Source organism: Streptomyces sp. NPDC102270, assembly GCF_044766405.1.
Lineage (GTDB): Bacteria > Actinomycetota > Actinomycetes > Streptomycetales > Streptomycetaceae > Streptomyces.
In genome coordinates, this window is sequence record NZ_JBIWLX010000014.1 from 134,138 (window position 1) to 147,292 (window position 13,155).

14 protein-coding genes and 1 pseudogene are annotated in these 13,155 nt (G+C 71.8%); 6 read left to right on the forward strand and 9 right to left on the reverse strand.

What is annotated here, in order from left to right; translation table 11 throughout:
• Positions 1 to 8: 8 nt before the first annotated feature.
• Complete coding sequence (locus tag ACIRP7_RS29030) at positions 9 to 746, reverse strand: GntR family transcriptional regulator (protein WP_403665190.1); 738 nt, start codon at positions 744 to 746, stop codon at positions 9 to 11.
• 130 nt (positions 747 to 876) lie between these two features.
• On the opposite strand from ACIRP7_RS29030, the gene ACIRP7_RS29035 reads away from it, so the two are divergent.
• Positions 877 to 1,899, forward strand: a complete 1,023-nt coding sequence (locus tag ACIRP7_RS29035; protein ID WP_403665192.1) for a Gfo/Idh/MocA family oxidoreductase — start codon at positions 877 to 879, stop codon at positions 1,897 to 1,899.
• Positions 1,900 to 2,157: 258 nt separating this feature from the next.
• Here the strand turns inward: ACIRP7_RS29035 and ACIRP7_RS29040 are convergent, their stop codons facing one another.
• From ACIRP7_RS29040 to ACIRP7_RS29050, 3 genes are all read right to left on the reverse strand, one after another.
• Complete coding sequence (locus ACIRP7_RS29040; protein WP_403665194.1) at positions 2,158 to 3,345, reverse strand: cytochrome P450; 1,188 nt, start codon at positions 3,343 to 3,345, stop codon at positions 2,158 to 2,160.
• Positions 3,346 to 3,384: 39 nt separating this feature from the next.
• Entirely contained in the window at positions 3,385 to 4,074 is a 690-nt protein-coding gene (locus ACIRP7_RS29045) for a response regulator (RefSeq protein WP_403665196.1), read from the reverse strand.
• A gap of 94 nt (positions 4,075 to 4,168) precedes the next feature.
• Positions 4,169 to 5,428, reverse strand: coding sequence for a sensor histidine kinase (locus ACIRP7_RS29050; protein ID WP_403665198.1), 1,260 nt, complete (start codon positions 5,426 to 5,428; stop codon positions 4,169 to 4,171).
• Positions 5,429 to 5,598: 170 nt separating this feature from the next.
• On the opposite strand from ACIRP7_RS29050, the gene ACIRP7_RS29055 reads away from it, so the two are divergent.
• Positions 5,599 to 5,799, forward strand: coding sequence for a hypothetical protein (locus ACIRP7_RS29055; RefSeq protein WP_403665200.1), 201 nt, complete (start codon positions 5,599 to 5,601; stop codon positions 5,797 to 5,799).
• Between the two features lie 10 nt (positions 5,800 to 5,809).
• Here ACIRP7_RS29055 and ACIRP7_RS29060 read toward each other — a convergent pair whose 3' ends face one another.
• Positions 5,810 to 6,199 carry a ribonuclease domain-containing protein gene (locus ACIRP7_RS29060; protein WP_403665202.1) on the reverse strand — a complete coding sequence of 130 codons (390 nt, stop codon included), beginning with the start codon at positions 6,197 to 6,199 and terminating at the stop codon, positions 5,810 to 5,812.
• Between the two features lie 107 nt (positions 6,200 to 6,306).
• Positions 6,307 to 6,957 (reverse strand): annotated as a pseudogene (locus ACIRP7_RS29065) (dihydrofolate reductase family protein).
• A gap of 145 nt (positions 6,958 to 7,102) precedes the next feature.
• On the opposite strand from ACIRP7_RS29065, the gene ACIRP7_RS29070 reads away from it, so the two are divergent.
• On the forward strand, positions 7,103 to 7,858 hold the full coding sequence (locus ACIRP7_RS29070; protein WP_403665204.1) for a 3-oxoacyl-ACP reductase family protein: 756 nt from the start codon (positions 7,103 to 7,105) through the stop codon (positions 7,856 to 7,858).
• A 101-nt stretch (positions 7,859 to 7,959) separates the two neighbouring features.
• On the opposite strand, the gene alc is transcribed toward ACIRP7_RS29070, so the two are convergent.
• Together alc and allB are read right to left on the reverse strand one after the other, a co-directional pair.
• Complete coding sequence (gene alc / locus ACIRP7_RS29075) at positions 7,960 to 9,075, reverse strand: allantoicase (protein WP_403665206.1); 1,116 nt, start codon at positions 9,073 to 9,075, stop codon at positions 7,960 to 7,962.
• Between the two features lie 37 nt (positions 9,076 to 9,112).
• The gene (allB, locus tag ACIRP7_RS29080) at positions 9,113 to 10,450 is read right to left on the reverse strand and encodes an allantoinase AllB (protein WP_403665208.1); all 1,338 of its coding nucleotides are present in this window, start codon (positions 10,448 to 10,450) and stop codon (positions 9,113 to 9,115) included.
• A 263-nt stretch (positions 10,451 to 10,713) separates the two neighbouring features.
• On the opposite strand from allB, the gene ACIRP7_RS29085 reads away from it, so the two are divergent.
• Complete coding sequence (locus ACIRP7_RS29085; RefSeq protein WP_403665210.1) at positions 10,714 to 11,508, forward strand: IclR family transcriptional regulator; 795 nt, start codon at positions 10,714 to 10,716, stop codon at positions 11,506 to 11,508.
• Positions 11,509 to 11,518: 10 nt separating this feature from the next.
• The gene (locus tag ACIRP7_RS29090; RefSeq protein ID WP_403665212.1) at positions 11,519 to 12,022 is read left to right on the forward strand and encodes a DUF6304 family protein; all 504 of its coding nucleotides are present in this window, start codon (positions 11,519 to 11,521) and stop codon (positions 12,020 to 12,022) included.
• Here the strand turns inward: ACIRP7_RS29090 and ACIRP7_RS29095 are convergent.
• Positions 12,019 to 12,303: a DUF5955 family protein gene (locus tag ACIRP7_RS29095; RefSeq protein ID WP_403665214.1), complete on the reverse strand. Its 285-nt coding sequence runs from the start codon at positions 12,301 to 12,303 to the stop codon at positions 12,019 to 12,021. The two genes, ACIRP7_RS29090 and ACIRP7_RS29095, sit on opposite strands and share 4 nt — an antisense overlap.
• A gap of 202 nt (positions 12,304 to 12,505) precedes the next feature.
• Between ACIRP7_RS29095 and ACIRP7_RS29100 the strand changes: the two genes are divergently transcribed.
• A complete protein-coding gene (locus ACIRP7_RS29100; RefSeq protein WP_403665216.1) occupies positions 12,506 to 13,105 on the forward strand; it encodes an NTP transferase domain-containing protein in 600 nt (199 codons plus the stop codon).
• The last annotated feature ends 50 nt before the right edge of the window (positions 13,106 to 13,155 follow it).

Below are 13,155 nucleotides of genomic sequence, written 5' to 3' on the forward strand. Positions count from 1 at the left end.
CGCGTCCCTCAGGGGCGTACCAGGAGCTGGAACTCGAACGAATAGCGCGTCGGCCTGTACGTATGCGTGCCGTACTCCACCGCTCGGCCCGTGTCGTCGAAGGTGACGCGCTGCATGGTGAGCAGAGGGGCGCCCGCCTCCTCGGCCAGGCGTTCCGCCTCCGCCGCGGTGGCCGCTCTCGCGCCGATGGACTGGCGGGCGCTGTGCAGGGTGATGCCCGCCGCGCGCATCATGCGGTACAGGCCGGTGGCCTCCAGCTGGGCGGTGTCCAGGTCGAGGAGGGCCGGGGGGAGGTAGTTGCAGAGGTACGCCATCGGCTCGCCGTGGGACAGGCGCAGGCGTTCCACCTGGTGCACGTCGCTGCCCTCGGTGACGCCGAGCGCGGCGGCGATCTCGGCGGTGGCGGAGACGAGGGTGTTGACGAGGACCCTGGTCGCGGGGCGCTGGCCGGCCGCCTCCAGGTCGTCGTAGAGGCTGCTGAGCTCCAGGGGGCGCTTGACCTGGCTGTGCACGACCTGGGTGCCGACTCCGCGGCGGCGCACGAGCAGGCCCTTGTCGACGAGAGACTGGATGGCCTGGCGGACGGTGGGCCGGGACAGGCCGAGCCGGGCGGCGAGCTCGATCTCGTTGCCCAGCAGGCTGCCGGGGGTGAGCGTGCCGTGCTCGATCGCGGCCTCCAGCTGCTGGGACAGCTGGAAGTACAACGGCACCGGGCTGCTGCGGTCCACACTGAGCTCGAGCGTCACGGTCGGGTCCACTCCTGGTTTCGGCACGGGCCCGAGCGTAGCTCCGTGCGCTGTTGACGGGAAGTCGTGTAGTCAGATTGTCCGGACATACGCATTGACAGCACGGGGTTCGCGACCACACTTTGTTCACATGCGCATCGGGGTCATAGGGACGGGCCGCATCGGCACCATTCATGCGAACACGCTCAGCCGCCATCGGGAGGTCGGTTCCTTAATCCTCACGGACGCGGACGGCGCGCGGGCCCAGGAGCTCGCGCACCGCCTGGGGGAGACCGCTGCCCCCGGCGTCGACGAGATCTTCAAATGGGGCGTGGACGCGGTGGTCATCACCACGGCGACCTCCGCCCACGCCGAACTGATCGGCCGGGCGGCGCGCTCGGGGCTGCCCGTGTTCTGCGAGAAGCCCATCGCGCTCGACCTGCCTGGCACGCTGCAGGCCATCGCCGAGGTGGAGACCGCCGGGACGATTCTCCAGATGGGCTTCCAGCGCCGCTTCGACGCGGGTTACACCGGTGCGCGGGAGGCGGTGCGCTCGGGGCGGCTCGGGCGGCTGCACACCGTGCGGGCGCTCACCTCCGACCAGGCGCCGCCGCCGGCGGAGTGGCTGCCGCTGTCCGGGGGGCTGTACCGGGACACCCTGATCCACGACTTCGACATCCTGCGCTGGGTGACCGGGCACGAGATCGTCGACGTGTACGCGGCGGGCTCCGACGCCGGTCCCCCGATGTTCCGGGCCGCGGGGGACGTCGACACCGCGGCGGCGGTGCTCACCCTCGACGACGGGACGCTCGCCACGGCCACGGCCACGCGGCTGAACGGGGCCGGGTACGACGTGCGCATGGAGCTCGCCGGGGAGCTGGACCAGGTCGTGGTGGGCCTGGACGACCGCACGCCGATCGCGTCCACGGAACCCACCGGGCCGCCCGCGGCGGACAAGCCGTGGACGGGGTTCATGGAGCGGTTCGGACCGGCCTACGAGGCGGAACTGGATGCGTTCATCGAGGTGGTGCGGGGTGAGAGAGCGAACCCCTGCGACGGGCGCGAGGCGTTGCAGGCGCTAAGGGTCGCCGAGGCCTGCGAGGTGTCCCGACGCGAGCGCAGGGCCGTGCGGCTGGCGGAGATCCTGGGAGGCGCGAGCGCGTCCGCGTTCTGAACCTGTGGAACCCCGGGCGGCGCCCCTTGACGCCCACCGGGGCCGGGTTGTGAGCCTGTCGCGCCCACTGGGCCCGTCCTTCACGCCCACCGGATCGCACCCTGCCAGGCCCAGGGGACCGCATTCCGCGACGCCCTGCTGACCGCATCCCGGCCGAGCCGCGCACCACCGCAACCCGACACGCCCCGGACCACGCCCCGTGACACCCACCCGAGCGCATCCCACGACGCCCTGCCGACCTCACCCCGGCCGGGCCGACTACCACCGCACCGGCAGGCTCCGTACCCCCCTGATCAGCATCCCCGGCAGCCACTCCCCCGCGGGTCCGTCGAGGGCGAGGGCGGGGGCGCGGTCCAGCAGGGTCCGGATCGCCGTGCGGGCCTCCAGGCGGGCCAGCGGGGCGCCCAGGCAGTAGTGGATGCCGTGGCCGAACGCGAGGTGGCCGCGGGGGTCCCGGCGGATGTCGAAGCGGTCCGGGGCCGGGTAGCGGGAGTCGTCGCGGTCGGCCGCGCTCAGGCAGATCATCACCGGGTCGCCCTTGGCTATGGCCCGTCCCGCTATCTCCTGGGGCTCGGCGGCGTACCGGAACGTCGCGTTCTCCACCGGGCCCTCATAGCGCAGCGTCTCCTCGACCGCGCCGTCGACGAGGCTCGTGTCGGCGCGCAGTGCGGCGAGTTGGTCCGGGTGGGAGAGCAGGGCGTGCACGCCGTTGGTGATGAGGTTGACCGTGGTCTCGTGGCCCGCGATCAGCAGCAGGAAGGCCATGCCGCGCAGTTCCGAGGGGGAGAGCCGGTCGCCGTCCTCGGCGGTGGTGCGGATGAGGTCGCCGAGCAGGTCGTCACTGGGGCCGGCGCACCGCTTGTCCTCGATGAGCTCCGTCAGGTACTCGCCGAGGCGCGCGACGGCGTCGTACGAACTCTCCGCGCTGGTGGGTGCCACGACCTCCGTGGACAGCTTCCGGAACTCGGTGCGGTCCATCTCGGGTACGCCGAGGAGCTCGCAGATCACGGTGATCGGCAGCGGATAGGCGAGGTACTGCACCAGGTCTGCGCGGCCGTGCGGCAGCATCGCGTCGAGGAGGTCGTCGGTGATCTGCTGGATCCTGGGCCGCAGTTGCTCGATGCGGCGCATGGTGAAGGCGCGGGAGACCAAGCCGCGCAGCCGGGTGTGCTCGGGCGGGTCGCTGCCGAGCAGATGGCGGCCGATCAGCGCCTCGTCGTCGAACACCATGCCGATCCTGCGGCCGTCCTTGGACAGCCTCGGGTCGGCGAGGGCCGCGCGCGCCTCCTCGTGCCCGACGACGAGCCAGGTCGAGTAGTCGGCTTCGGAGCCGGGCGGTCGCACCCGGTGGACGGGGCCGAGTCCGCGCAACTCGGCGTACACGGGGTGCGGATCGACACGGAACGCGTCGCCGTACTCCCCCAGATCGATCACTGCTTCGGTCATGAGCTCCCCCTTCACACCGTCAACGCCCAAGGCCCGCGCCTAGTGTCCGTCCCGCTCGGATTCTGCGGACTGCTCCAGCAGTCCCGCGTCGTACGCCAGCAATGCGATCTGCACCCGGTTGTTGAGGTCGAGCTTGGCGAGGACCCGGGAGACGTGGGTCTTGACGGTGGCGACGCTCATGTAGAGGGCGGCGGCGATCTCGGCGTTGGACAGTCCCTGGCCGACGGCGACGGCCACCTCGCGTTCGCGGTCGTTGAGTGCGGCGACGCGCTCACGCGCGCGTGCCCGTCGGGTGTCGGCTGCGGTGCCGGCCGCGTGCTGCATCAGCTGGCGGGTGACGGCGGGTGACAGGACGGGATCGCCGGCCGCGACGCGGCGGACTGCGGCGAGGATCTCGGCGGGCGGGGTGTCCTTGAGGACGAATCCGGCCGCGCCCGCGCGCAGGGCGCGCAGGACCTGCTCGTCGGCGTGGAAGGTGGTCAGGACGACGACCTGCGGGGCGTCGGGCCGGGCGCGCAGCTGCTCCGTGGCCGTGAGGCCGTCCACCGCCGGCATCCGGATGTCCATGAGGACGACGTCCGGGCGGGTCCGGTCGACGGCGCCCTCGACCTCGGTGCCGTCCGCCGCCTCTCCGACGATCTCGATGTCCTCGGCGCCGCCCATCATCAGGGACAGGCCGGCCCGCACCAGGGGGTCGTCGTCGACGAGGAGCACTCTGATCACAGTCATGGGCCTTACGTAATCACGCGGAGGCGGGGCGCAATCACCCTTGCGGGCGGGCGAGTTGCACCACTGAGGACACCACGGACGACACCTTGGACCGTCACCCCCACGGCAGCCACGCCCGCACCCCGAACGCCCCGTCCCTCTCCACCCCGTGCTCCAGCCGTCCCCCGGCGAGCGTCGCGCGCTCGGTGAGGCCGATCAGGCCCTGGCCGGAGCCGGGGACCCGCGGCACCTCACCGTCGGGCGGAGGGTTCCGGACGGTCACGACGAGGCCTTCGCCAGGGCCGCCGGTGACGGTGACCGTGACCTCCGTGCCGGGGGCGTGCTTGCGGGCGTTGGTGAGGCTCTCCTGGGCGATGCGGTAGGCGGTGCGGCCCACCGAGGCGGGCACGGCGTCGGGGTCGGTGACCCGGCTGTCGAGGACGACCTTCATGCCGGCCTCACGGGACTCGGCGACCAGGGTGTCGAGCGCGGCGAGGGTCGGCTGGGGGCGGCCCGTGTCGTCGTGGTCCGCGGCCCGCAGCACGCCGATGATCTCCCTGAGGTCCTGGAGTGCCTCGTGCGCGCTCTCGCGGATGACGCCGGCCGCCCGGGCGACCTCCTCCTGGGGCGCGTCCGGCCGGAACTCCAGGGCGCCCGCGTGGACGCTGAGCAGGGTCAGCCGGTGCGCGAGGACGTCGTGCATCTCGCGCGCGATGGCCTCACGGGCGAGCCGTTGCGCCTGCTCGGCCCGCAGTCGCGCCTCGGTCTCGGCGCGCCGGGCGCGGTCGCGCAGGCTGAACATGAGCTGCCGTTTGGCCCGCACCAGAAGGCCCCAGCCGACGATCGCGGCGACCAGCACCCCGGTGAGGACGACGGAGACGAGGTAGGGCAGGTCCGCGTCGGGCCGCAGCCGGAGGGTGAGCGGGACCATGGCGATGTTGATGCCGCCCACCCAGGCGACGTACCGGAAGGGGCGGTGTACGGCGAGGGTGAAGACGGCGATCATGCAGGCGCCGCCGGCGGTGTCCGAGAGGACGCCGAGCGGGATGGTGCCCAGGGCGAGGCCCAGCGGCCAACGGCGGCGCAGCCACACGGCGGCGCAGGCGACGGCGCCGAGCAGCTGGTCGAGGGTGGCCGCGGTGTGTGACACATGCGGGTTGTCGCCCACCGCGTCCGCGGCGATCATGCCGATGAGGACGGCCAGGAGGAAGCAGGAGAAGTCGACGATCCAGTCGCGCGCGGTGCGCCGGGGCCGCCGTCCGGGCCGCGCGTCGGCGGAGTCGAACTCGTGGATCACCGCGGACGGCATCAGCCAGCGCCGGCCGGGGAAGGCCGGGGTTCCGGGTACCGTCTCGTCGCCGCTCACGGTCGACAAATCTACGCAGTGAGAAGCCCAGGACGCCTCCCCGCGACGGGGATCGGCGACCAAAGTCGCGGCACCGACGACTTTCGGCGCGGACGGCCTCGTAGCTCCGATGCTTCCGGGGTACGGGGCTCGCCCCGCGGCCGATGTACGTGGGGGGTCCGCGGGGCGAGGGTCTACGCATGAAGCAACTGCTGGAACTGCTCGGTTTCCTCGCCCTGGTGCAGGGCGGTATGGGTCTGCTGCACGAACTCACCGACTGGCACGTCGGCCTCGTCCAGCGGATCGGTTTCCTGGACGGCTACGAGGTCTACGCGAGCATCGCCCTGATCGTGCTGGCGTTCGCGCTGTTCGCCGCCGCGGAGAGCCGGAGATCCGGCTGACAGGGCGCTGTCAGCAGCCGAAGTCGACCAGGTTGAACGTGGCGTAGTGGTCGGCCGTGTAGTAGTCCTCCTGGCTCTTCTCCCCGGTGACGATCCGGCGCGCTCCGCGCGTGGAGGAGCCCGGGGTGATCACCGTGTACTCGTGGTAGTAGCCGGTCGACTGGCTTGGCAGGACGCCTTCCCGGTTCTGGAAGACGACGCCGTCCTGGGAGTAGGGGTAGGGGCCACCCTGCTCGATCAGGTCCAGGGTGTCGTGCGCCTGGGAGGGCAGCCTGGTGTAACAGATGGTGCCGACCGCGGCGGCGGCCGGGGTCGCGGTGGTGACGGTGCCGCCGACGAGGAGGGCGGACAGGACGGCGACCGTGGCGCCGATGCGAGTGATCCGTGGGGGGAATCTCATGCCCTCCATGATGACGCGCGTAGACAGTGGCATGTCAATGACAACTCTGTGGATTTTCCCGGCAAGTCCGAGGAGTTTTCAGGGAGTTAACCTGCCGCCCGGCGTCTTCACGAACTCCGGGCGGCGGCCGGGTGGTCAGGGCTCTCGGGGGGGGCGAAGGAGCCGTGTTCCGGGCGGCCCGCGAGGTCGTACGACTGGATGGAGACGCCCGTGGAGGTGATCCGTACGCCCGTGTGCCGGAGGGCGGTCGGGGTGGCGCCCTCCAGGAAGAGCCGGCGGCCCGCGCCGAGAACCACCGGGAACGTGATCAGGTGGAGCGTGTCGACGAGGCCGAGGTCCAGCAGGGACTGGAGGAGTGCGCCGCTGCGTGCACCTGGAGCTCGCCGTCGGTGACCTCCTTGAGGGCGGTGACCTCCTTGGCGAGGTCGCCGCCGATCACGGTGGTGCCGTGCCAGCTGGGGTCGGTGAGGGTGGTGGAGACGACGTACTTGGGCGGGGCGTTGAGATGGGCGGCGACGGGGCTGGCCGGATCGGTCACCTTGGGCCAGAACTCGGCGAAGATGTCGTACGTACGGCGGCCCGAGGAATGCGCCGCCGTTGCCGAAGACCTCGTCGACGAACCGGCCGAAGTCCTCGTCGTCGTACGGGACGACCCAGCCGCCCTGTTCGAAGCCGTCGCTGCGGTCCTCCTCCTGACCGCCGGGGGCCTGGTAGACGCCGTCGAGGGTGACGAAGATCTGGGAGACGAGCTTGCCTATGGCGGGTGCCTTCTCTCTGCGCTGGGATCTGCTGTCATCAGCTGTTGTCATCAGCTCAGACGGCGCCCGCGCCCGCAACTCATCGGTGGGCCGGCCGAGGACCGTGTCCGTCGGCCGCCAGCGGTTCGGGGGCCGGGCCACTTCGATGGGGGTCATGACAACGACTTGTGGAACTCTCAAGGGCAAGGTCGCGCTCGTCACCGGGGGCAGCCGGGGGATCGGTGCGGCCACGGCGGTGCGGCTGGCGCGGGAGGGCGCCGACGTGGCCGTGACGTATGTGGAGGGCAAGGAGGCGGCCTCGGACGTCGTACGGCGGGTCGAGGCGCTGGGGCGGCGGGCCGTCGCCCTGCGGGCGGACTCCGCGGACTCCGAGGAGGCGGCGGGGGCGGTTCTGCGTACGGCGGAGGTGCTCGGTGGGCTGGACGTCCTGGTGAACAACGCGGGCGTGGGAGTGCTCGGTCCGTTGGGCGAGCTGTCTCTGGCGGACGTCGACCGGGTCCTGGCCGTGAACGTGCGCGGGGTGTTCCTGGCCTCTCAGGCGGCGGCCGCCCGGATGCGGGACGGGGGACGGATCATCACCATCGGGAGCTGTATGACCCAGCGGGTGCCCGGCCCCGGCGGAACACTGTACGCGACGAGCAAGTCGGCGCTGATCGGGCTGACGAAGGCCCTCGCGCGTGAGCTCGGCCCGCGGGGCATCACGGCGAACATCGTGCATCCCGGGCCCATCGACACGGACATGAATCCGGGGGACGGGCCGTTCGCGGCGGGGCAGGCCGCCCTGACCGCGGCGGGACGGTTCGGGACGGCGGAGGAAGTGGCCTCGATGGTGGCGTATCTGGCGGACGCGGAGTACGTCACCGGGGCGGAGTTCTCCGTGGACGGGGGGCACGCGGCGTGAGGTAGGCCACGGCGTGAGGTAGCCCGGCGGCATGAGGGAGCCGCCCACTTCTCGCCCCCGCCGCTTCTACCCCCGGAGGAGTTGTCCCCCGGGGGACCGCCTCAGCCGCCCAGCTCCTGGTGCCTCGCCGACAGCGCCGTCGCGCCGCTCTCGGTCAGCGAGCCGAACAGTCGCAGCCGCGAGATCCCCCCGTCCGGGAAGATGTCCACGCGCGCGTGCGTGCCCACCGCGGGGGCCGGCAGCACGAAGCGGTGGTTCGTGTCGGGCTGGAGACGGGTGCGCGGGAGGATCTCCCGCCAGTCGCCCCCCTCGCCGTCGCGGACCGACACCGACGCCCAGCCCGCGCTGTTCCCCTTCAGATACGCCGTGTCGATCTCGATCGCGCGGATCTGGGACTGGGCCACCAGCCGGTAGCGGATCCAGTCGTTGCCCTGGTCACGACGGCGGCGGGTCTCCCAACCGTCGTCCATCTTGCGGGAGCGGCCCGGCTGGATGGTGTTCGACGCCGGCGAGTAGAAGAGGTTGGACGCGTCCTCCGCCTGGCCGCCGTTCTCCAGCGCGACCACGTCGAAGGTGCCGAGGATCTCCAGCCACGCGGGGTCGGGGACGACCTCGCCGTACACGCGCAGGCGGGCGATGCCGCCGTCGGGGTGCTGGTTGACCCGCAGGTGCGTGAAGCGCTGTTCCAGCGACACGGAGAAGCCGTTCGCGGCGTGGCCGCCGACCGGCGTCCGCGGAACGAGCGTCGTCCACTTCACGCCGTCGCCCAGCAGTTCCGCCGGGGACGGGGAACCTGCCACGGACGTGCCTTCGACCGACACCGCCTGCGGATAGTTGCCGCGGAAGTGTGCCGTATCGACGACGATTCCCCGGACGACCCCGGGCGCGCCCAGACGTACCAGCGCCCAGTCGTGGTCCTCCGCCGTGGGCCAGGGGTGGTCGGCCGAGGCGCCCCGGCGGCGCCGCGTCTCCCAGCCGTCCATGATCTTGCCCTTGTGCCCGAAGTGCTCGGGGTCGAACTCGGCCCGCTCGGGCATCAGCAGGTTCTCGCGCTGGGCGAAGAACTCGTCGTTGGCGGCGATGACTCCGGCGCCGAGGCTCCGTGCGGCGAGGTTGGCGTACTGGGTGAAGGGGAAGTCCGCGGTGCGGTAGTCCGCGTACGGGTCACCGCCCCCGTACGGGTTCGCGTCGCCGGTGAAGCTGGGAATCGCCGTCACGTCCATGTGCCTTTCTGGAGTTGCCGGTGCGGGTGGATCAGGGCGTACGGATGAGAAGTTGACCCCGGGGAGCCGTGAACTCCCCGTTCGCCACGATGCGTTCGCCGCGCAGCCAGGTCGACTTCACGACGCCGTACAGGGTCCTGCCCGCGTACGCCGTGACACGGTTGCGGTGCTGGAGGGCCGCCGGGTCGACGGTGAAGGTCTCGTCGGGTGCGAGGACCGCGAAGTCGGCGTCGCGGCCGGCCTCGATGGTGCCCTTGCGGTCCAGGCCGACCAGTTGGGAGGTCCGCGCGGACATCCAGCGGACCACGTCGTCCAGCGAGTGACCGCGCCTGCGCGCCTCCGTCCAGACCGCCGCCAGGCTCAGCTGGAGGCCCGAGATGCCGCCCCACGCGGTGGCGAAGTCGTCCGTCTTGAGGTCGGCCGTGGACGGGGAGTGGTCGGTGACCACGCAGTCGATGGTGCCGTCGGCCAGCGCCTGCCAGAGCAGGTCCTGGTTGGCGGACTCACGGATGGGCGGGCAGCACTTGAACTCGCTGGCGCCGTCCGGGACTTCCTCGGCGGTCAGGGTGAGGTAGTGGGGGCAGGTCTCGACGGTGATGCGGACGCCCTCCGCCTTCGCCCGGGCGATCAGCGGGAGCGCGTCGCTCGACGACAGGTGAAGCACGTGCACGCGCGCGTCCAGCCGCTTCGCCTGGGCGATGAGTTGGGCGATCGCCGTGTCCTCGGCGTCGCGCGGACGGGACGCCAGGAAGTCCGCGTACCGGGGACCGGGCTGCTGCGGGGCGGCCTCCAGGTGGTGCGGGTCCTCGGCGTGCACGATCAGCAGCCCCCCGAAGGAGGCGATCTCGGCCAGCGACCGGGCGAGCCCGTCCTGGTCGAGATGCGGGAACTCCTCCACGCCGGACGGGGACAGGAAAGCCTTGAAGCCGAAGACGCCCGACTCGTGCAGCGGGCGCAGGTCCTTGACGTTGTCGGGCAGCGCGCCGCCCCAGAAGCCGACGTCGATGTGGGCCTTGTCGGCGGCGACCTCCTGCTTGGCACGGAGGTGGTCGACCGTCGTGGTGGGCGGGAGGGAGTTGAGTGGCATGTCCACGAGGGTGGTGATGCCGCCGGCCGCCGCCGCGCGCGTGGCGGTCCAGAAGCCCTCCCACTCGGTGCGGCCGGGGTCATTGACGTGCACATGCGTGTCGACGAGGCCGGGCAGCAGGACGTCGTCGCCGAGGTCCTCCAGGCGGGCGGTCCCGGGGACCGGAGCCTCGTACGGCAGTACGGCGACGATCTTCCCGTTGGCGACCGCGACCGACGCGGGCCGCGTCCCCTCGGGTGTGATGACGCGCGTCGAGCGCAGCACCAGTTCGGCGTTGGACACCCGGACCCCTCTCTGCCGCCGTTAACTTCCGCGTAACGGAATTCAACTTTCTGTTGAAGGAGTCTTCACTCCCGGTCGAGCGCCGTCAAGGGCACACTTCCTCACAGTGCACCCTGCGCCGACACTCTGGACGTTTCCGCAAAGCGGAATTAGTATTCCGACAGACAGAACGTAGCCATGCACCAGCGGGGAGTCAACCGACTGCCGGGTAGGCTTCTGCCCTCCTGCCCAGACCCGACAGGCAGCCCCGAAAGGAACGCGCCGTGCCGACGTCCAGCGCCAGCACCACCGACTCCGCCAAGTCCGCCGGTGGCGGGGTCCAGTCCCTCGAGCGCGCCTTCGATCTGCTGGAGCGGATGGCGGACGCGGGCGGAGAGGTCGGCCTGAGCGAACTGGCCGCGAGCAGCGGGTTGCCGCTGCCCACCATCCACCGTCTGATGCGGACACTCGTGTCCTGCGGATACGTCCGTCAGCAGCCCAACCGGCGCTACGCCCTCGGCCCGCGCCTGATCCGCCTCGGCGAGTCGGCCGCCCGGCTGCTCGGCACCTGGGCCCGCCCCTACCTCGCCCGCCTGGTCGAGGAGACCGGCGAGACGGCCAACATGGCGCTGCTCGACGGCGACGAGATCGTCTACGTCGCCCAGGTGCCGTCGAAGCACTCGATGCGGATGTTCACCGAGGTCGGCCGGCGCGTCCTGCCTCACTCAACGGGCGTCGGCAAGGCCCTGCTCGCCAACACCCCCGACGACGAGGTGCGCGCCCTGCTCGCCCGGACCGGTATGCCGGCCGCGACGGAGAAGACGATCACCACACCGGACGGCTTTCTCGCGGCCCTGAAGGACGTGCGCGGCCAGGGCTACGCGGTCGACGACAACGAGCAGGAGATCGGCGTCCGCTGCCTCGCGGTCTCGGTGCCCAACTCCCCCACCGCCGCCGCCATTTCCATCTCCGGGCCGGCCGGACGGGTCACCGAGGCGGCCACCACGAAGATCGTGCCCATGCTGCAGCAGGTGGCCGCGGAACTGTCGGAGGCGCTGGCCACCCAGAACCCGGCGTGACGCCCTTGCCGTGCGGCCGGGGCGGTACACCGACCGGCACGGCACGGAGGAGATCGTCTTCGAGTCGGACGGGCGGGAGCTGATCCGTACGACGATCAAGGGCGTGCGCTTCGAGAGTGACTCCATGGACGACCTCGGCGCCCTGGCCGGCGAGCCGCCCGAGCAGCGGGGAAGCGGCGTGCGGCCAGGGGTGTTGCGCTGTGCGCTGCGGCTCGGGGACCCGGCGGGCCCGCGCCGCGGCCGGGACGAGCAGACCACCGATGTCCCGCGCAAGCTGCCGCGGGCGGCTCGGATGAAGGCATGCATCTCGTGCGCGTGGTCCGACTACAACCCGGTCGGCAACGGGTTCATGCCGGGGCCGGCGCGCTTCCGTGACACCGAGGACCGCTACCGGCAGGTGGACGGCAAGCATGGCCCTACCGGCGTCTTCGCGCTCTGGCAGGACCTCACCGAGTTCGTCCAGGAGACCTGGCTCTGCCCGGAGTTCGAGCACCGGGGTCCGTTCCCGGGCTAGCGCCTCGGCTCCCCGAACGACTCCACCGCCCTGCGCACATCGGTCAGCCCCCGCGACAGCGCGCTCATCGACCCGATCGCCCCCGCGATCAGCAGCAACGACCGCCGCAGTCGCGGGACTTCGGGCGTGCCGTCGATCGTCATGGCGGCCAGCGCGGAGAGTTCGTCCTCGGCGATGCCCCGGTCGGGGAACTCGGCCGGGTGCGCGGCGAGTTCGCGGCGCAGCCGGGACACCGCGGTCCGCAGTTCCGCCACTCTCGGATCGTTGTCGCTGCCGGTCACTGGCCTCTGCCCCAAGCTCCGCAACACAGCTCTCCCCCGCGCTCCTTCGTGCGCCCCGGCGTCGTGAAGACCCTCGGCGGTGGTCGGGCCCCGGGGGACGCGGGTCAGTAAACGCCACGCGGGACGCCGCGCGCCACCGTACGGACCGAAATTCAGCCCGTGGAAACCCGGCGCACGCCGGCGCGTCAGGTATGCAGGACGCATGACGGAGAACGAACAGCAGGTCGCCGCGGTACTGCTGGCCGCGGGCGGCGGGCGGCGACTGGGCGGGCGGCCCAAGGCACTGCTGGAACACCGGGGCCGCCCGCTCGTCGAACACGCGGTCGGTGTCCTGCGGGCGGCCGGCTGCACCCGCGTGCACGTGGTGCTGGGGGCGGCCGCGGCGGTCGTACGGGAGCGGGCCGAGCTCGGTGACTGCGTGCTCGTGGAGAACCCGGAGTGGGCCGACGGCATGGGGTCCTCGCTGCGGGCCGGGCTCGACTCGCTCGCCGGAACGACGGCGCGGGCGGCGCTGGTCTCGCTCGTCGACCAGCCCGGCATCGGGGTGCGGGCCGTGCGCCGGGTGCTCGCCGCGTACGAGGACGAGACCTCGCTCGTCTCGGCCGCCTACGACGGTGTACGGGGCCATCCGGTGCTCTTCGGCGCCGCGCACTGGGCCGGGATCGCGGCGACTGCGACCGGCGACCGGGGGGCACGCGCCTACCTGAAGGAGCACCAGGACATCATCACGCTCGTCGAGTGCGGGGACGTGGCCGAGCCGTACGACATCGACACGCCCGGGGATCTGGCGCACCTTGAGTGAACGTGGTGGCACGCAGAGCCACCCTTGCTCGACCCGGAGAATCTCGACAT